The organism is Glutamicibacter sp. B1, assembly GCF_039602135.1.
Lineage (GTDB): Bacteria > Actinomycetota > Actinomycetes > Actinomycetales > Micrococcaceae > Glutamicibacter > Glutamicibacter ectropisis.
The window spans coordinates 2,552,833-2,571,632 of record NZ_CP125942.1; the positions used below are offsets into that span (position 1 = coordinate 2,552,833).

General features: G+C 54.5%; 18 protein-coding genes. 4 read left to right on the top strand and 14 right to left on the bottom strand.

The window, feature by feature from the left end:
• Nucleotides 1–59: 59 nt before the first annotated feature.
• Nucleotides 60–1,055 carry an o-succinylbenzoate synthase gene (locus QMQ05_RS11995; RefSeq protein WP_345470295.1) on the bottom strand — a complete coding sequence of 332 codons (996 nt, stop codon included), beginning with the start codon at nucleotides 1,053–1,055 and terminating at the stop codon, nucleotides 60–62.
• 80 nt (nucleotides 1,056–1,135) lie between these two features.
• On the opposite strand from QMQ05_RS11995, the gene QMQ05_RS12000 reads away from it, so the two are divergent.
• Complete coding sequence (locus QMQ05_RS12000) at nucleotides 1,136–1,999, top strand: phosphatase PAP2 family protein (protein ID WP_345470296.1); 864 nt, start codon at nucleotides 1,136–1,138, stop codon at nucleotides 1,997–1,999.
• 29 nt (nucleotides 2,000–2,028) lie between these two features.
• On the opposite strand, the gene QMQ05_RS12005 is transcribed toward QMQ05_RS12000, so the two are convergent.
• The 4 genes from QMQ05_RS12005 to pdhA form a co-directional block, all read right to left on the bottom strand.
• A complete protein-coding gene (locus tag QMQ05_RS12005) occupies nucleotides 2,029–3,027 on the bottom strand; it encodes a hypothetical protein (protein ID WP_345470298.1) in 999 nt (332 codons plus the stop codon).
• 255 nt (nucleotides 3,028–3,282) lie between these two features.
• Nucleotides 3,283–4,722 carry a dihydrolipoamide acetyltransferase family protein gene (locus QMQ05_RS12010; protein ID WP_345470300.1) on the bottom strand — a complete coding sequence of 480 codons (1,440 nt, stop codon included), beginning with the start codon at nucleotides 4,720–4,722 and terminating at the stop codon, nucleotides 3,283–3,285.
• Entirely contained in the window at nucleotides 4,723–5,805 is a 1,083-nt protein-coding gene (locus tag QMQ05_RS12015) for an alpha-ketoacid dehydrogenase subunit beta (protein ID WP_345470302.1), read from the bottom strand.
• Between the two features lies 1 nt (nucleotide 5,806).
• Nucleotides 5,807–6,970: a pyruvate dehydrogenase (acetyl-transferring) E1 component subunit alpha gene (gene pdhA, locus QMQ05_RS12020; RefSeq protein WP_345470304.1), complete on the bottom strand. Its 1,164-nt coding sequence runs from the start codon at nucleotides 6,968–6,970 to the stop codon at nucleotides 5,807–5,809.
• A gap of 224 nt (nucleotides 6,971–7,194) precedes the next feature.
• On the opposite strand from pdhA, the gene QMQ05_RS12025 reads away from it, so the two are divergent.
• Nucleotides 7,195–7,647 (top strand): Lrp/AsnC family transcriptional regulator, encoded by a 453-nt coding sequence (locus tag QMQ05_RS12025; protein WP_334122653.1) that lies wholly within the window; start codon nucleotides 7,195–7,197, stop codon nucleotides 7,645–7,647.
• 101 nt (nucleotides 7,648–7,748) lie between these two features.
• On the opposite strand, the gene QMQ05_RS12030 is transcribed toward QMQ05_RS12025, so the two are convergent.
• The 9 genes from QMQ05_RS12030 to QMQ05_RS12070 form a co-directional block, all read right to left on the bottom strand.
• Nucleotides 7,749–8,534 carry an enoyl-CoA hydratase/isomerase family protein gene (locus QMQ05_RS12030; protein WP_345470307.1) on the bottom strand — a complete coding sequence of 262 codons (786 nt, stop codon included), beginning with the start codon at nucleotides 8,532–8,534 and terminating at the stop codon, nucleotides 7,749–7,751.
• Nucleotides 8,535–8,552: 18 nt separating this feature from the next.
• Nucleotides 8,553–9,713, bottom strand: coding sequence for a 1,2-phenylacetyl-CoA epoxidase subunit PaaE (gene paaE, locus QMQ05_RS12035; RefSeq protein WP_345470309.1), 1,161 nt, complete (start codon nucleotides 9,711–9,713; stop codon nucleotides 8,553–8,555).
• Entirely contained in the window at nucleotides 9,710–10,207 is a 498-nt protein-coding gene (gene paaD / locus QMQ05_RS12040) for a 1,2-phenylacetyl-CoA epoxidase subunit PaaD (protein ID WP_345470311.1), read from the bottom strand. The genes paaE and paaD overlap by 4 nt, the downstream gene beginning before the upstream one ends.
• 31 nt (nucleotides 10,208–10,238) lie before the next feature.
• Nucleotides 10,239–11,099, bottom strand: coding sequence for a 1,2-phenylacetyl-CoA epoxidase subunit PaaC (paaC, locus tag QMQ05_RS12045; RefSeq protein ID WP_345470313.1), 861 nt, complete (start codon nucleotides 11,097–11,099; stop codon nucleotides 10,239–10,241).
• Entirely contained in the window at nucleotides 11,096–11,386 is a 291-nt protein-coding gene (gene paaB / locus QMQ05_RS12050) for a 1,2-phenylacetyl-CoA epoxidase subunit PaaB (protein WP_141686263.1), read from the bottom strand. The genes paaC and paaB overlap by 4 nt, the downstream gene beginning before the upstream one ends.
• Nucleotides 11,387–11,388: 2 nt before the next feature.
• Nucleotides 11,389–12,375, bottom strand: coding sequence for a 1,2-phenylacetyl-CoA epoxidase subunit PaaA (gene paaA / locus QMQ05_RS12055; RefSeq protein ID WP_334122649.1), 987 nt, complete (start codon nucleotides 12,373–12,375; stop codon nucleotides 11,389–11,391).
• 142 nt (nucleotides 12,376–12,517) lie between these two features.
• Complete coding sequence (locus QMQ05_RS12060; RefSeq protein ID WP_334122648.1) at nucleotides 12,518–12,967, bottom strand: DoxX family protein; 450 nt, start codon at nucleotides 12,965–12,967, stop codon at nucleotides 12,518–12,520.
• Between the two features lie 199 nt (nucleotides 12,968–13,166).
• A complete protein-coding gene (locus tag QMQ05_RS12065; RefSeq protein WP_058254971.1) occupies nucleotides 13,167–13,922 on the bottom strand; it encodes an amino acid ABC transporter ATP-binding protein in 756 nt (251 codons plus the stop codon).
• Nucleotides 13,919–15,385, bottom strand: a complete 1,467-nt coding sequence (locus QMQ05_RS12070; protein WP_434063141.1) for an amino acid ABC transporter substrate-binding protein/permease — start codon at nucleotides 15,383–15,385, stop codon at nucleotides 13,919–13,921. The genes QMQ05_RS12065 and QMQ05_RS12070 overlap by 4 nt, the downstream gene beginning before the upstream one ends.
• Before the next feature lie 201 nt (nucleotides 15,386–15,586).
• On the opposite strand from QMQ05_RS12070, the gene QMQ05_RS12075 reads away from it, so the two are divergent.
• A complete protein-coding gene (locus QMQ05_RS12075) occupies nucleotides 15,587–17,740 on the top strand; it encodes a S9 family peptidase (RefSeq protein WP_345470318.1) in 2,154 nt (717 codons plus the stop codon).
• 21 nt (nucleotides 17,741–17,761) lie between these two features.
• Nucleotides 17,762–18,775 carry a GNAT family N-acetyltransferase gene (locus tag QMQ05_RS12080; RefSeq protein WP_345470320.1) on the top strand — a complete coding sequence of 338 codons (1,014 nt, stop codon included), beginning with the start codon at nucleotides 17,762–17,764 and terminating at the stop codon, nucleotides 18,773–18,775.
• Nucleotides 18,776–18,800 lie beyond the last annotated feature (25 nt).

Consider the following 18,800-nt stretch of genomic DNA (forward strand, 5'->3'; position numbering starts at 1 on the left):
CTAAGTGTGCAAATTGCAACACCAAAGTTAACTGCAGGGAAATAGATCGATGGTAGAAACTAGACCCTGACTAGGTATTGATAACATTCCTCAACTCGGTGTCGCCACCAGTCAACGCGCTGTTGCTCTGGCGATAGCCGCGCTAGTTTTTCAAGATCAGCATCAACACGTCGTACGGCAAGAAAACCTGCTGTAGCCAGCAAGGGCTCGTGTGAAACATCATCAGCAAAGAGCGTCCCCGTAGATAGCCCACAAGCGAAAGGCAGATCTGGAAGTGCGCTGGCCAACGCAGCGGCCTGGGCCAGCCCAACAGAGGTGTCCAAGGCGCTTGAGACCACTACATCGAGTTCTGCTTGCTCAGCGATGTCGAGGACGGCTTGGATTCCCCCCAGTGGTTGGGCTTTGATCACCATGAGGTCAGCGGCACCAAGTCGGGAGACTTCCAAGGGGTCCGTGTGTTTGCGCACCGCCTCATCAGCAGCAATCCTCAGGTCAACTCCGGCGTTGCGCAATTTCTCTCGCACCTGGGCAAGGCCGGTTATTCCGGGCACAGGCTGTTCAGCGTATTGCAGATCAAATTCGCTCAGGGCCTTTAAGGCTTCCACCGCTTGATCAACGTCCCAACCCATGTTGGCATCTACGCGTAATGCTGCCTGTGGGTATAAACGTCGGGCTTCGGCAACACGAGCCATGTCATCATCGAAGCTTTGGCCTTGCTCGGCGACTTTGATCTTAATGGTGTGTGGCGCATCGTATTTCTCCAGCACCGTCCCCACCTGGTTTGCAGGCACCGCGGGCAGAGTTGCATTAACTGGTATGGAAGTACGACGAGGTTCCGGGAAAGGCTGGTAGGCCGCTTCGATCCCAGCAGCTAGCCAGCGTGATGCCTCTGCAGGTGCGTATTCGGTAAACGCAGAGAATTCGCCCCATCCTTCTGGACCTTTGATGAGTAATGCTTCTCGCTGGGTGATTCCTCTGAATTTAACCCTCATGGGAAGGCGGACCACAAAGCTATTTGCTAGCAGCTCATCAAGCGGTGGAAGTTCAGTACTCATGGTCTAAGCCTAGCGAGCGTGGGCATAGTTACAGTCTCATTGACTGACGTTTGACCTAAAAGTTGTGTAAGGCTAGAGATATGCCTCGACATTCAGCAACGACACGCCCACACCACCTTCGCTGGTGGTTGGCTGCATTGTTGTTGGTGATTTTCTTCTGCGTCGAGTACTTTTTCTTCGTACTTCTGCGCTCAGGTCAATGGGCCGATCAGGCTGGCTTCATGGCTTGGTCCCAATGGTGGCCACGTACCGAATTATTGGATCCGGTACGACAATTCCTGGACTTGCTTCCAGTTATTTGTGGTGTCATCGCTGCGATCTTTTTGCTTTACAGGGTGATTAGAGATCGTCATTTCCTGCGTGCGGTTGTTGCGATCTTGGCTTGCGCGGCTGCCTTGGCTAGCACACAGTTGTTGAAGCACGGCGTCTTGATCCGCCCAGACTTCAATTTTGGGACCACAGGCAATTCGTTTCCTTCCGGACATACCACGGCCGCTGCTGCGGCTATGGGGCTCATGTATGTCATTTCCCCGCCGAAGTTGCGTCCGGTAGTTCAACCCATTGCGTGGCTGTTTGCCACGATCACTGGTGTAGCCACCTTGGTGTGTGGTTGGCACCGTCCCAGCGACATCGCAGCAGGTTTTCTGGTGGCGGCCTTTTGGATGGTGCTAGCCAGTGCCATCTTGCAGCGCATTCAGCCGTTGAGTCAGGAGACGCCGAAGACCAGCTGGTCTAGAAGCCTTGGGGTTACCAACTTGATCGTTTGGGCCGTCATTATTGGCTTGTCGTTTTTCCTGCCACACCCGCACATCCAAAAGATTCCGGATACTTTGCAGTTGGTTTACGCGGGGCTAGGGATTCTCCACGTTGTGGCCGCTTCGCTGATCTCTTCCTTAGTCTTGCGTTCGGTAGTCATAGGCCCGACGCGCACTTTCGCGAACTAAATTTTCAGATTGCAGTCGCATCACGTAATTCAGGATTCGCGCTGGGACAATAATGTGTTGAGTTTTTCAGCGCCACGTTGGGCGTTGGGAATGGTAACTGCAAATCGCGAAGAGTTCTTCAGCTCAAAGGCCAATCCTTCGGCTCGTCTCAAGACCACTGCAGATCCGCCCGGGAAGAAACGCCATCCCCATCCGCCCCAAGCCATGGGATTGATCTCAGCATGAGTCACCGACTGAATGTCGTCCAAGTTGATGGTGCGCAGGGGGAATCCCAAGATTGCTGAACTCACCCTAGTTCGTTGGTCAGTGATGGTTACTCGAATCATGCACAATCCCAGCACGAGCGGAGTAACGATGAAACATGTCGCCAGGCCGATGATGGCTGATGTCCAATTGATTGAGTCTGGTTGCACGAGCATTTCTACGAATACATAAACCCCGGTGACAGCAATAATCAACCCAAGCGCCCATAACCACCATGGACCTTTCATGGTTTCGCTAAATTCCGAGTCTTCAAGAATTTCGGGGGCCTGCGATGGGGGCACTGCAAGAACTTGTCCCGCCGCGATACGAGCTTGCCGCTGATCCTGCAGTTGCTTCGAATAGGTCTGATAGACCCCACAAATCCACAGTGGAGTTAAGGCTACAAGTGTGCAGGCCACCGTTGGAATAATCCAGTACCCAATGACGGCTGTTTCAGGTGATTCTGCCAGCGCGGTCGGCACAGCTGAACCGATGAAGACCCCTACCGTGGTCCATGAAAGAAGGGAACCAATAAACATGAGCGTGAGCAGCAGGGCAGGCTTGCGGTGCTGAGCTAACGAAACTAAAGAAATGATGGTCCCGAGAATGCTCAGCCCAATGCAAGTTGGCACGAAGAGCTCTGCACGGGTGAATCCATCCGGATAGGTGGATGACCAATGCGTGGCAATAACTTCCGGCAACTGATCTGCCAAGGGCATGTAAATGCCTAGCACTACGAAGACCGGCAGGATCAACAGAACGTATACCCATGGTCGATTCTTCACTGTGTGCCCAGCCACCGTCATTTCGGTCCTACTCCCCTAAGATCCAACCCTGCAAGCGGCTTCTAGAACGGTCGCACACAGGCCTGTGTATCGCTAAACAAAGCTTGTCAGCTATTCATCCACACTAACTTGACTTGGGAATAAAAGTTCAACTCGTGCGGAAATTTCAGCATTAAGAATGATGCCCGCCAAACCGGATTGGTTTGGCGGGCATCAGCAACCCTTGACAAAGTATCAAGGTATCGAAAGCTCTTGTTAGAGAGTCGCTAAGGCTCGTTTAGGGTCGGTCATCGCGTCAGCAACGTAGCGCAGGAACCCAGCAGCAGTCCCGCCATCACAAACCCGATGGTCAAAGCTCAATGTCAGTTCGCAGACAGAACGGACTTTAAGCCGGCCGTTGACCACCCATGGTTTTTCGATGATGCGTCCGATGCCGAGAATTGCTGCCTCAGGATAATTGATGATAGCTGCCGATCCGTCGACGTTGAACACACCGTAGTTATTGATGGTGAAGGTGCTTCCGGAAAGATCAGCCACTGAGGCCTTGCCTTCACGAGCAACCGTGGCGAGGCGAGCGAACTCAGCAGATAGCTCTTGAGCATTGAGCTTATGAGCATCGCGTACATTCGGTACTACCAAACCACGGTCGGTTTGCGCAGCGAAACCAAGATTAACCCCTTCGAAAAGGGTATGGCGTAGGGCGCCATTAGCCTCGGTATCAATTCGGCTATTAAGTTCTGGGAAGCGTTGCAGTCCAGCCACGGCGAATCGTGAAATCAAGGCCATGACGCTCGGCGCCCGCCCATCAGCTTCCTTGATCTTAGACCGCAGTTTCAGCAGCTTGGTCACGTCCACATCGACCCACACGGTGGCCTCAGGGATTTCGCGACGCGAAGTGCTCATGGCGTTAGCAATAGTCTTGCGAACACCGGAAAGAACCTGTGATGAAGCCACTGGCAGACCAGTACGGGAATCCGCCTCGCCCATTGCTGCTACCTGCTCTGGGCGTGCAGACGCCGCGGGAGCCTCGGACTGCGCAGCAGTCTCGGTCACAGGTGCGCTCATAGAGGTGTCGGTATTAGAACCAGCCAATGCGGCTTCAACATCAGAACGCAGGATCAGTCCCTGCGGACCGCTGCCCTTCACCGAATTGATGTCTAGTGAATTCTCGCGTGCCAGCTTGCGGACCAATGGATTGATCACGCGAACTGCTTCGCTCGGTTCCTGAACGGCTGCTCTGGCCCCACCGACCGCGGTCCGTGGCTTGCGTCGACGACTAGTCTTACGCTGCGCGGAACCAGTTCCGTATCCGATGAGCACGTTGCCACTGCCCTCATCTGCTTCAGAATCGCCCTCGGTGTCTTCGGATGGAGCCTGAGTTCCTGCCAGTTCTTCTTCGCGATAAGACTGAGCCCGCTCGCTAGGAGCCTCTGGAGTAGTTGAGGCTTCCTCCCCACCAGTATTCACAGAGATAAAAGGCTCATCAACCAACATCATCTGACCGGCTTCACCGTGCAGGGTCGATACAACGCCCTCAAAAGGGCAAGGAATCTCTACTAGTGATTTGGCAGTTTCAACTTCAGCAATCGGCTGATCCACTGCGACATTGTCACCAGCTGCAACCATCCAGCGTACAAGCTCTGCCTCGGTCAGTCCTTCACCGAGGTCGGGCAGCAGGAAAGTTTTGACAGTCATTTATGCCTCCCATTGAAGCTGGTCAACGGCATCGAGGATGCGTTCTGCGCTAGGCAGGTGGAATTTCTCCAGTGTCGGAGCTGGGTACGGAATATCAAAGCCGGTCACACGCAAGACCGGAGCAGCCAGTGAATGGAAACAACGTTCCTGCACTCGTGCAACGATTTCGCTGGCCACAGAAGCGAATCCTTGTGCTTCGGCCACTACAATGGCGCGGCCAGTCTTACGCACCGAGGCGCTCACAGTCTCATCGTCGAAGGGGACGATGCTACGAATGTCGACAACTTCTAAGCTGATGCCTTCTTCGGCGGCCATCTTGGCTGCGTCCAAGGCAGTGGAGACGCTTGGCCCATAGGTAATTAACGTGGCATCACTACCGGCGCGAGCAATACGTGCACGCCCCTCGGTCCGAGCGCTCTTTTGCGCTTCATAGGAGCGCGCTAGATCTTCAAGGTCTACCTGCTCCTTGGACCAATACAGCTTCTTAGGTTCAAAGAAGACCACTGGATCATCCGAATCAATGGCTTCACGCAACATCAGGTAAGCGTCCTCCACGCAGGATGGCGTGAACACTTTTAGTCCTGGCGTATGGGCGTAGTAAGCTTCCGAAGAATCGCAGTGGTGCTCCACGCCGCCGACTCCACCGGCGTACGGAATGCGGATCACCATTGGCAAGGACAATTTGCCCTGAGTACGGTTGCGCATCTTGGCCACATGCGATGCAACCTGTTCAAAGGCCGGGTATGCGAAAGCATCAAACTGCATCTCGATGACTGGGCGCATACCGTTAATGGCCATGCCTACGGCCATTCCAACAATTCCCGACTCGGCCAATGGAGTATCAAAACAACGCTCCGACCCAAAGCGTGCTGTCAGACCGTCTGTAATACGGAAGACACCGCCTAGGGTTCCTACGTCTTCACCAAAAATGACGACGGACTCATCGGCAACCAATGCGTCGGCGAGCGCCGTGTTCAAGGCCTTGCCGAAGGTCACCGGCTGGTTTTCGTTGGCAGCTTTTGCAGCCGCTCGGGCGGTAGCGGCGCTCACGTTCGGATTCACGCTCGATGTCGTGGCAGTCAACTTAGGCCTCCTCACGGTCTAGTTCGTCAGCAAGTAGTGCTTGCTGCTCTGCGAGCTGAGTGCTCTTGGTGGAATAGACATGTTCAAACAGTTCACGAGGATCCGTATTGGCATCCTGATTCATGCCATCGCGCAGCGTCTTGGCAACTTCTTCGGCATCCTGCGCGATTCTGTCAGCGGCTTCATCAGTGAGTAGGCCGGCGTCTTCGAGGTAGGCCTTCATTCGTGTCACCGGGTCTTTGGCGATCCACGCCTGGACTTCGGAGTCTTCGCGGTATCGCTTGTCATCATCCGCGTTGGTATGAGCCTGCATACGGTAGGTGTGGGCTTCAATCAAGAGTGGACCGTTACCTTCGCGGGCCATACGAACGGCACGAGTCATGATGGCCATCAGAGCCATCAAGTCGTTGCCATCCACGCGCTCGCCGGCCATGCCGTAGCCCACAGCCTTGTGTGCGAGTGATGGGGCTGCGCTCTGCTGAGAGAGTGGAACGGAGATGGCGTACTTGTTGTTCTGCACAAAGAAGATCACCGGCAGATTGAATACTGCAGCAAAATTCAGTGCTTCGTGGAAGTCGCCTTCACTGGTGGCGCCGTCACCGCACATCGCGACGACTACGGTATTTTCACCGCGTAGTTTGGCTGCGTGTGCAACTCCCACCGCGTGTAAGAGCTGGGTGGTCAGTGGGGTGGACATCGGCGCACATTTGTAGGCTTTAGGGTCATAACCACAATGCCATTCGCCACGGAAGCTAGTCATCACTTCCATCGGCGCAACGCCCTTGGTCAGCACGGCTACCGTGTCGCGATACGTAGGGAAGAGCCAGTCGTTTTCTTCAAGGCAAAGTGCGGCTGCGATCTGGCATGCTTCTTGGCCGTGGCTTGATGGGTATACGGCCATGCGGCCCTGGCGGACTAGTGCCGAGTTCTGGTCGTTGACTCGGCGGCCGGTGACGAGTGCGGCGTAGGCTTCCATGAGTCTGGCTGGGGAAGGCAGTGGATACTCGTGACCTGGTTCGGTGCCCTGTTCATTCTCCGGGCGTAGTGTTCCATCCGGGTTCAACAGGTTGATCATGTGCCGTGCTGGCAGCATGTAGTCTTCTGGGCTAATGCCGAACTTTTTGCTGACTTCAGAAATTCGATCCGAGGTTGCGTCCGCGCTCATCTCCCCCACCTTCCATCTTTTGGGCTCAGTCCACGGGCACACACCCTTGTGACTCAGTTCACCTAAACATCATTTGCAATCAATTATGCGTAGCGATTGCATTCTGTATCCAGTCGGGTCGGAAATCATGGAAAGTTGAGAATCAGATACGTATACTTGTGGACGAAACGTTGCATTAAATTGTGTTTAGCGCTGAGACGTCAGACACATTGAAAAGGGGAGTTATGGCCGCGGAAGCGGAACTTAAACTTGATGATGTTGACCGGGCCATATTGGCAGAATTAACCCGTGACGGGCGCCAGTCGGTAACAACGGTGGCGCAAAAAGTTCACGTGTCACGTGCCCATGCCTATTCACGGATCGCCAAGTTACAAGATGCCGGGGTGATCACGCGTTATACGGCCGTGGTTGACCCAGTCAAAGCTGGGCTCAAGGCCAGCGCCTACGTCACGTTGAAGCTTCGCCAACACTCGTGGAGAGAGCTACGCAATCACCTTGCCTCGATCCCGGAGGTCCAGCACATTGGTCTGGTCGGTGGAAACTTTGACGTGATTCTTTTGGTGCGTGCTAAAGATAATCTCGATTTACGGCGCGTAGTTTTCGAAGAGCTACAAGCACTTCCCACCGTGCTCGACACACAGACTCATTTGATCTTCGAGGACACCGATACTCGCTAGACCGAGAACACAAGAAGCTGCTCCCCCGACCATAGGTTCACAGAGAACCATCGGCCTTGGAAGCAGCTTCATGTTGTATTTGAGAACTGAATTCTCTGGGTTTACTTCTTGCCAGTGAATACTGGCTGTCGTTTCTCCTGGAAAGACTTAAATCCTTCGGCATAGTCTGCCGTGTCGCATAGGGCAGCTTGAGCACGATTTTCGTTAGCCATAGAAGCCCAGAGCCCAACACGCTGGTCACGAATTTCTTGCACGAGCTGCTTTGAAGCAACAAAGGCTTGGGTAGCACCCCGAGCGACTTTTCCGATCAATGCTTCAGAACGACTCACAAGTTCCTCCGCAGGGAACGCCCGCGAAAACAGGCCCGAGCGCACGGCTTCAGCACCAGAAATCAATTCGGCCGTGTAAATCATGTCCAAGGTGCGGTGAGCCCCCAGGCGCTCGGTCAGCAACCAATGGCCACCGGAGTCAAGGGTTGCCCCAAGATTGGCAAAGGGCGACCCAATTTTTGCATTCTCGGCGACATAGACCACGTCGGTGGCGATCGCTAGACCCAGTCCGACGCCCAGACAAGCTCCCTGTACCAAGGCAAAGGTTGGTGCCGGAAAGGTCGACATCTTCTCAAGTAAGGGTTGTACCTTACCTTCCAAATAGCCGATGACGTCATCATCTGCCGGATTCACGCCAGAGATATCTCGTCCTGCACAAAATCCCCGGCCTTCGCCGGTGAGTATCAACGCGCGAACGCTTCCATCGGCAACTCCAGCAGCCGCAGTGTCATAGGCTTCAGCAAGCTCAGCCAGTGCCGCTTCGTCTAAGGAATTCATCTTCTGCGGTGCGTTAAGCACCACGCGAGCAATTGAGTCAGCAATCGTCAATTCGATCATGATGGTTCGTGAACCTTCCTAGGCGTCAAAATCGACGGTGAGCTTTTCGCTGGTTGGATGCGACTGGCAGGTCAGCACGTAGCCGGCTTCGACTTCTTCTGGCTCCAACGCATAGTTTTCGGCCATCGTCACCGAACCACAGGTCACCTTGGCACGGCAGGTACCACACACGCCACCGGCACAAGCAAAAGGAACATCCGGACGCACTCGCAAAGCAGCATTCAGCACCGTTTCGTTTGCGCGAACTGGGGATTTCACTTCACCCTTGAGCCCATCGAGGTTAAAGCTAATCTCATAGCTTTCCTCGTTTTCATCCACCGTCACTGGGCGTCCAATGTGTCCCTGTGGTTTGTTCGGCTCACCCGTAGTAAAGAGTTCGAAACGAACCTTTTCGGCCGGGACTTCCAAGGCCGTAAGTTGATCTCGGACCAGCTGAACAAGTTCGAATGGCCCACAGAGGAACCACTCATCAACTGTTGGAGCCTGCACGACATTGGTCAACAGGGTGCTCAGCTTTTCCGCGTCAATGCGTCCCGAGAGCAAAGGAGAGATGCGCTGTTCTCGGCTGAGCACGTGGTGCAATGCCAGTCGTGATGGATACCGATCTTTCAGATCCGCTAGCTCTTCTAAGAACATGACGTCCATAGCCGCTTTATTCGCATAGATCAGATCAAAGCGAGAATGATCATTAGCTTCGAGGATCGTGCGGGCAATGGCCAACACGGGGGTAATACCCGAGCCAGCTGCAACGGCCACAAATCGGTCCTGGCTGGTCGTATTGATCTTCGTTGGATCGTTGATCTCGGTGAGCTTGTGCTTGGAAATAAATGCACCAGCAGGGCTCATCACATCAATCTGATTGCCAGCGGTGAGTTCTTCGTTAGCCCAGGTAGAGAAGAGACCGCCAAGGTCGCGCTTGATAGCAACCTTGATTTCATCGCCGGTCGGTGCGGCACAGATCGAGTAAGAGCGACGCAGCTCTACGAGTTCACCTTCCGCATTGGGCAGTTCTTTGCGTAATGCCACGTATTGGCCGGCTACATAGTCATATTCATCGCTGAGTGCTTCGGGAATATCAAAGGTTACTTCGATGGAATCTTTGGTCAGTCGGCGCACGTTCGAAACGGTGAGGCGATGAAATGAGGCCCTACGGCGTGTGGAAGTTTGTTGTTCGGTCATGAGAGCACCTTGAAGTAGTCGAAGGGTTCCAAGCAGTCTTTGCAGGTATAGAGCGCTTTACAAGAAGTCGATGCGAAGCGGGCTAGTTCACGGGTATTGAGCGAGTGGCACCGCGGACACTTCACGCTCATACCTAGGGTGATGCGCCCAGCATGGCCCCGCCCGGTCGGCGGAGCAATACCGTATTCTTCGAGCTTCTTTTTGCCTTCCTCGCTCATCCAGTCAGTCGACCAGGCAGGCGTCAGCACGAGCTTGATGTCCACCTTGTTGTACCCGGCTTGCTCAAATACCCGGTGCAGATCTTCGGTGATCACGTCCATGGCAGGGCATCCGGAATACGTAGGTGTGATGACAACCTGCACCTGTCCATCATCGTCGAGAGTAACTTCTCGCAGAATCCCGAGATCCGCAATGGACAGCACGGGAATTTCTGGGTCGTTAACGTTCGCGGCGATGGCGAACAGCTTTGTGGTGTCAGCGATCAGTTTGCTCAAGACTGCTCCCCCTCTTGGGCTTAATGTGTGGTTACCAGCTGGCGCCGGGATGTTTGCGGGCAAGTACTTGCATTTCGGCTAGCAAATAGCCAAGGTGCTCGGAGTGCTCACCGCGACGGCCAAAAGCCATGGCTTGACCGGTTGCTGGAATTTCCAAACCAGCTTCAGCCAACACGGCCGAGATTTCTTCCTGCCAGGCATTTCGCAAAGATGATGGGAGAACTGCAATTGATTCCAGATTCTGATGAACCGGTTCGTCGCGGAACATTTCATCAACATAGGGCCAGAGAATTTCTAATGCATGGCGCATCTTCTGGGCTGACTCTTCGGTGCCTTGACCTAAGCGAATGGTCCACTGGATCGCATGGTCACGGTGGTAGTCCACTTCTTTGACTGCCTTGGCCGCGATGGCTGCGAGGGTTTCATCCTGGGAAGTAGCCAGCTTTTGGTAAAGCAGGTGCTGGTAGATGGAAACGATGAGCTGCCGAATAATTGTGACGCCGAAGTGTCCGTTGGGCTGTTCGACGATCCATAGTGAAGTGAATTCTTCTTCTTCACGCCAGTACGCCAAGTCGTCTTCGCTCTTATCCCAGGCCAGTCCGGCATAGGTAAGGAAAGAGCGGGCGTGACCGAGGATGTCTAGGGCAATGTTGCCCATTGCAACGTCTTCTTCTAGTTCCGGTGCTCGTGAAATCCAATGTGCCAACCGCTGGGCCAGGATCAGTGCGTCATCGCCCAGGGTCAGCGCATACTGCGCAACCTCGTCACTCGGTGCAACGCCGTCAACCGCAATGTCTTCCGGGCGCAATGCGTTGCCGGGGGTAACGCGGGTGGCTGATGCCAGCGCATCGCCGAAGCTGTCCAGGGCGGCATCTAGTTCTTCGTGCTTCACAGGTGCTTCACCCCTTCACTGGCCTTGTAGTACGTGGCATGGCGATAATCCTTGCCCTGTGGCGATTCAAAGAACGAATCCTTTTCATCCGGATCAGAGCTAATAATGTCCGATGACTTCACTACCCAGAGGGAGACTCCCTCATTGCGCCTGGTGTACAGGTCACGGGCATTGCGTACCGCCATCTGTTCATCTGGTGCATGTAAGGACCCAGCATGAACATGCGAGAGACCTCGGGAGGAACGGACAAAAACTTCCCATAGAGGCCAATTGTTTGACTGGCTCATAATTAGGCGACCTCGCTCTGTGCTTGTTTTGCGGCGTACGCCGATGCTGCTTCCCTGACCCATGCGCCTTCGCGGTGTGCCTCGCGGCGACGTTCTAGACGCTGGGAGTTCACCGGGCCATTGCCCTTGATCACTGCCATGAACTCATCCCAGTTCAAATCCTTGTGGATCCACTGCTTCTTCTCTTCGTCATAGTGCAGTTCTGGATCTGGCAGGGTCATCCCCAGAACCTTGACCTGTTCTGCAATCATGCCCACGAAGCGCTGGCGCAGTTCATCGTTGGAGAATCGCTTGATGTTCCAAGCCATGGACTGCTGGGAGTTAGGCGACTGGTCATCTGGTGGCCCAAACATCATCAGCGATGGCTCGTAAAAACGATTAATGGCGTCTTGGGCCATCTTCTTCTGCGCCTCAGTTCCCCGGGACAAGGAAAGCAGGATTTCAAAGCCTTGACGCTGGTGGAAGGATTCTTCCTTGCAGATACGTACCATTGCACGGCCATACGGTCCGTAGGATGCACGGCACAGCGGTACCTGGTTTGCGATAGCTGCGCCGTCGACTAACCATCCAATGGCACCCATATCAGCCCAGGAACGAGCCGGGTAATTAAAGATTGACGAGTACTTTGCACGGCCGGTCAGTAGTTGCTCGTTGAGCTCGTCGCGACTGGTACCTAGGGTTTCAGCGGCGGAGTACAGGTATAGGCCGTGGCCTGCTTCATCCTGCACCTTGGCCATCAAAATGGATTTGCGCTTCAACGATGGAGCGCGGGTAATCCAGTTAGCTTCTGGCTGCATGCCAATAATTTCAGAGTGCGCATGCTGGGAGACCTGGCGGGTCAGAGTCTTGCGGTAGGGCTCAGGCATCCAGTCGCGTGGTTCCACGCGGGAGTCCTGATCAATCAAGGCATCAAAGCGAGCTTTAGACTGCTCTTCTTCGTAGCTAGGGACGGCACTTAGTCCCGGTTCCTGCGGTGTGGTCGGAGCCATGGGTTCACCTCATCGATTACAAATTACATACTGACCGTTCGTTCAGTATGTCAGAGTGCGCTCCATCACGTCAACATGGCTTGCCCAGGTAAAGCAAAACCCCAAGGAAGATTCCTTGGGGTTTTGCCTAAAGCACTATCAACTAGGCGTTAACTGAATCGCGCTGCGCGCCCTTTCGGCGAACAAACAGTCGATCCAATGCCCAGCTACCTGGACCCATCAATGCCAAGGCAGCTGCACCTGCACCCAGTGCGAGGACTAGTTCAAAACCGCCCTCAGCAACAAAAACGCCACCTTGGGCGTGAACCAAAACAATAGCGCCAAACATATCCAGAGCCAAGAGAGCTCCGAAGATTCGAGTTGCGATACCAAGAATCAACGCAATACCGCCAACAAGTTCCAAGGTTGCCACGACAGGCGCGACAAGGTTTGCCACCGGGACACCCATCTCGGTAAAGCTGGCAGTGGTACCCGCGATGGTGAATTGTGAGAATTTTTGCCATCCGTGAGCTGCGAAGAGGAAACCGATCGCCAAGCGCAAGACGATCTGCGCCGCGGCAAGCAAGCGGTGATTATTTTCCAACGTGGTCATGGTCTAGCTCCTAAATAGAGACTTCCGGCCAGGGGTTCCAGCTCGTTTTCCTACCCCACGCTATTCACATCAACTTGAACCTTCAAGCACATTGACGTCAAAAGTCAGTAAGCTTCCTCACGCAAAAAGCCGTACTGCCCATGCCCAGAACAAGCTGGAATGGACAGTACGGCTTTTGAAGAAACCACTAGGTTAGACGCTAGAGAACCTTGGAAAGGAAGTCACGGGTGCGTTCTTGTTGAGGGTTACCAAAGAGCTGCTCAGGCTCCCCCTGCTCGCAGACGACACCATCAGCCATAAAGATCACGCGGTCACCCACTTCACGGGCAAAGCCCATTTCGTGAGTCACCAAGACCATCGTCATACCCGACTCGGCCAGCTCCTTAATAACTTGGAGCACTTCACCGACCATCTCCGGGTCAAGAGCACTGGTGGCCTCATCAAAGAGCATGATGCCAGGAGCCATAGCTAGGGCTCGGGCGATGGCCACACGCTGCTTCTGACCACCGGACAACGAGACCGGCCGAGCATCCGCTTTATCGCGCAGGCCAACGCGCTCCAGCAGCTCTAGGGCACGTTCACGCGCCTGTGCCTTGTTCATCTTCTTTAGTTCCACCGGGGCGAGCATGATGTTCTCGGCCACGGACATGTGTGGGAAGAGGTTAAAGTGCTGGAACACCATGCCCACGTGACGGCGGACTTCATTGATATCCACCTTGGGATCGGTGACATCAAAACCGTCAACGACCACCTTGCCGGAGGTGATATCTTCCAACTTGTTCAGGCACCGCAACAGGGTGGACTTACCGGAACCCGAAGGCCCAATCACGCACACGACTTCGCCTTCACGGATATCAATATCAATACCCTTGAGGACATTGTTAGAGCCGAATGACTTGTGCAGGTCTTTGACCTGAATTTTCACCTCGGAGCTTTTGACAGTTTCAGTGCTCATTTGTTGAACCTCCGATCGGCGTAGTTAGCCAGCTTGGTTAGGGCCATGATGGCGATGAAGTAGATGACACCCACAATGAGCAGGGTTTCGGTGACGCGGAAGTTCGCTGCGTAGATCTGCTGACCTTGGTAGAGCAGTTCGCCGAAGCCGATGGCCAATAGAAGCGACGAGTCTTTCAGGCTGATGATCAACTGGTTGATCAGCGACGGAGTCATCATCTTGAAGGCCTGCGGAACCACGACCTTCTGCATCGACTTGCCGTAGCCCAGACCCAGCGAACGTGATGCTTCAAGCTGTCCTGGATCCACCGACTGGATACCACCGCGCACGATTTCAGCCACGTAGGCGCCAGCGTTCAGCGACAGGGTCAAAACACCCGCGGTCCACACGCTGATATCAACGTGCAACAGCTGTGGCAGGCCGAAGTAGAACATGAACGCCCATAGCAACAATGGGGTTCCGCGGAAGATGTTCACGAAGGTCGTGGCAATACCGCGCAATACGATGTTGCTGGAGATCTTCATGAAGCCGAAGAGTAAGCCCAAGACCATCGCAATGGCGAAGGAGATCGCGGTGACTAGCAGGGTGTGCCACAAACCGCTCATCAACGCTGGGAAGGACTTCACTACGAGGTCAAAGAAGTTACTCGGAACTGCAGCGCTTGGATCTGCGAGATACTCATCGAGGATCTTCTGGTACTCGCCGCTTGCCTTCAACTCGGCTAGGCCGTCATTAAAGGCTGCCAGCAGCGCGGTGTTCTCGCCCTTATTAACTGCAAAGCCGTAGGATCCGCCGGGAACCTTATCGGTCACGGTCTTCAGCCCATTGCCCTGCGCAATGCCATAGGCCAGCACCGGATAGTCATCGAAGACCGCCACTGCTGAACCGGCCTTGACTGACTCGTACATCGTTGCCGACTGATCTAGCGACTTGACGGTGAACCCATATTCCTTAGAAATGGACTTCGCGTAGGTTTCACCTTCGGAGCCAGTTTTAGCTACTACCGTCTTGCCATCAAGATCTTCATAGCTTTTGACGTCCTCATTATTTTGGGCCACGGCCATCTGAACGCCGGACTCGAAGTAAGGCTCGGAGAAATCATAAATTGCTTTACGTTCATCGGTGATCGACATGCCTGCGATCACGCCGTCCACCTGGTTAGCCGACAAGGCAGCTAGGGCAGCGCTAAAACCGAGCGAGCGGACTTCAACCTTGAAACCCTGATCTTCGGCAATCGCGTTCAGAATATCCATGTCGATACCGGTCAGTTCCCCATCCTTGCGGAATTCGAAGGGGGCGAAGGTGGTATCGGTACCAATAACGTAGGTCTGACCTTCGACGCTTTCACTGCCTTGGGCCATTGCAGATGGTGCGCCAACAACCAGGGCCATTAGGCCAATGGTTGCGGCGGCAACCCATCGCCTCAGGCGCCCGGTGTAGGCAACTCTTTGTTTCTTTTCCACTGATGATCGCTTTCTCGTGCTGAAGGGCGAGTGGCCCAAGCTGCAGATAGGTTCCTATTCCAGCAAGCCTAAGCGCAATAAAGTCTAGCCGGAACCCTTTGTCCCTCGTTGCCACAGGTTTTCAGTTTTGGATCTGGCGAATCTGTCCGCGCTGAGCATAGCTTGTGTCCAACAGTCACAGAGGTGAGATTGAATAGGGTTATGACTGAACCATCGTTGACCGCTATTCCACCGCGCGCCGTGCAGAGTCCGACTACTCGCAGCTTCCATGATGATGATTTCATCGACAACTATGAGTGGCTCCGCGAAAAGTCCAGCCCTGAGGTGATCGACCACCTTAAAGCCGAGAATGAGTACACCGATGCAGTCACCTCCAACCAGCAACCCTTGCGCGATGAACTTTTCAACGAGATCAAGAAACGTACCGTAGAGACCGATCTGTCGGTTCCAGTACGTCGCCGCGGCTGGTGGTATTTCACCCGTTCTGCCGAGGGCAAGCCCTACACGGTGCAGTGCCGAGTCAAAGCAAACGATTCCTCGGATCTGGTGGCCGATTGGACCCCACCGGTCATCGACCCGGAACACAGCTTGCCCGCCGAAGAAGTTTTGCTCGATGGCAATGCACTAGCCGAGGGCCAACCATTCTTCTCCCTGGGTGGCATGGCACTGAACGAAGAAGCGAACCTGCTGGCCTACTGTGTGGACAACGCCGGCGACGAACGCTTCACCCTGTACATCAAGGATTTGAACACCGGGGAACTCTTGCCCGATGTCATTGAAGGCGTCTTTTATGGGCTTGCATTCTCCCCTGATTCCTCGACCGTTTTCTACACCGTCGTCGACGAGACCTGGCGCCCACATCAGATTCGCGCGCACCGCCTCGGTACCGATGCTTCCCAGGATCAACTGGTCTTTGAAGAAAACGACCCCGGAATGTGGTTGGGCTTCGAGCTGAGTCCGGACCGCAAAACTCTGATGATCTCCAGCGGCAACTCTGAATACTCAGAATCCAGCATGCTCGATCTGGTGGCGCAAGACGCTGAAGTAACCGTGTTGGTTCCCCGTACTTTGCGAGTGTTGCACGGTATTGACCTCATGCCGGGTACCGATCAAGCGCTCATTACCCACGATTACCAGGCACCGAACAACATGGTTTCGCTGGCCTCCTTGGATCAGCTAGGGCAGCACACCACACCCGAACAGTGGCAGACCGTGGTGGCCCATGAAAACACCGTCAAGGTTGAAGGCACCGCGCTCAGCGGTTCCCACGTGATCCTTTCGGTCCGTCGAGACACCTGCGAACGCGTCCAGCTGCTACCACTTGAAGGGTTGGGCACGGAGCAACAGGCTTCGGTCATCGAGCCAGAGTTTGATGATGAGCTGTTCACCGCTTCACCTACCTTCGCTGAACCTGATGCACCACTGATCCGCATTAGCTACACCGCGGACTTCACGCCAGCTCGCGTCTACGACCTGTGGTTGGAAGATCAGTCATTGGTGCTACGCAAACAAACGCCAGTCAACGATTATGATGCGTCGAAGTACGTGTCCACCCGCGAATGGGCCACGGCCGCCGATGGCACCAAGATTCCTCTGACCATCATGCGTCGTGCGGATCTGGATACCTCGGTGCCGCAGCCGGTCTTGATTTACGGATATGGTTCCTACGAAGCTTCAATGGATCCGGGCTTCGGCATTCCTCGTTTGAGCGTGCTGGATCGTGGTGTGGTGTTTGTCATTGCGCATGTACGCGGTGGCGGCGAATTGGGTCGCGACTGGTACCTACAGGGCAAGAAGCTGCACAAGAAAAACACTTTCACCGATTTCATCGATTCCACCCGGTATTTGATTGACGCCGGATGGGCTGATCCACACCGCATTGTTGCTCTTGGCGGATCTGCCGGTGGACTACTGATGGGCGCCATCGCGAATATGGCACCGCAGCTGTACACCGCGATCATCGCCCAGGTTCCCTTCGTTGACGCACTGACGTCAATCTTGGATCCAGAGCTTCCCCTGTCCGCCTTGGAATGGGAAGAATGGGGTAATCCGATTGAGAGCAAGGAAGTCTATGACTACATGAAGTCCTACTCTCCTTACGAGAATGTCACGGCCCAGGCCTACCCCAAGATCGCCGCGGTGACATCACTGAATGACACTCGCGTGCTCTACGTCGAGCCAGCCAAGTGGGTGGCCAAGCTGCGCGAAGTTGGAACCGGGGATGCACCGATTGTGCTCAAGACCGAGATGGATGGTGGCCACGGTGGAGCTTCGGGCCGCTACGAATCGTGGAAGTCGCGGGCGTGGGATTACGCCTTTGCCCTAGATGCCTTGGGCTGCACCAAACTCATCTAGCCGAAAACAGGAGGAGCGGCCATGCGCCATATCAACATCAAGGACTATCGTAACGATCCGTCGGTACGCCAGTTATTGGTGCTGGCCGCCGATCCTGTGGGCGCACAAGGACTCGAAGACTTGCTCGATGAATGTCAGAACCTTCAAGTGCTGGCTCATTTCACCGAGGATGAATCCATCACAGCCCTGGCCGCTTATCGGCCCAGCGACCGATATTCGCTCTGTCTGGAGTATCTAGCAGTACTTCCTGAATTCCAGCAGCGGGGTTTGGGACGAGCCGTGGTCGAAGAATTACGCACCGTGCACCACAAAAGCGTGTGGGCCACCACGGACGATGATGCCATCGATTTTTATCGGTCTTTGGGTTGCGTCATCTCATCTGGCCCCGAAGATCCACGGTGGCCCGGAATTTCACGTTATCTGTGCACTCTGCCCTATCTTCCACTGCTGACCAGTCAGCCGGACGAAGATCCCGAGTATGAGGCAGTTGGTGGTCAACTGATGCGGAGAAAAATTGTCCTTGAGGATCCTTCTGAGAGCTGGCCACAGGAGTTCAACGTGCTCGCAGAAACGATCAGGGCTGCACTAGGCCCGGCCGCCATGGCCATCGAGCATACTGGTTCCACCTCAGTTCCAGGTCTTGCTGCCAAACCCATTATTGATATTGCCTTACTGGTACTAGATGCCAATGATGAAGCCAGCTACGTTCCCGCACTGGAAAAAGCGGGGCTAGTGTTTTGGCATCGCGAGCCCGGTTGGTATGCACATCGCATGTTCAAGCCACGGGCTGAGCATGATCGTATGGATGCCAATATCCATGTGTTTTCGGTTGGTAGCCCAGAATATCTACGCATGATGCTCTTTCGTGAGCATCTACGTACCGATGCTGTTGATCGAACGGCGTATGCCCGCGTCAAGCGTCAGGCGGCCGCTCAGTTATTACGTGAGCAGGGCGAAGATGGTCTCGTCATGGATTACAACCGGGTCAAGGAACCCTTCATTCTTCGGCTGCACGAAAAGCTCTTCCGCCACTAGTCTGCACTTCTTATTCGCAACAGAG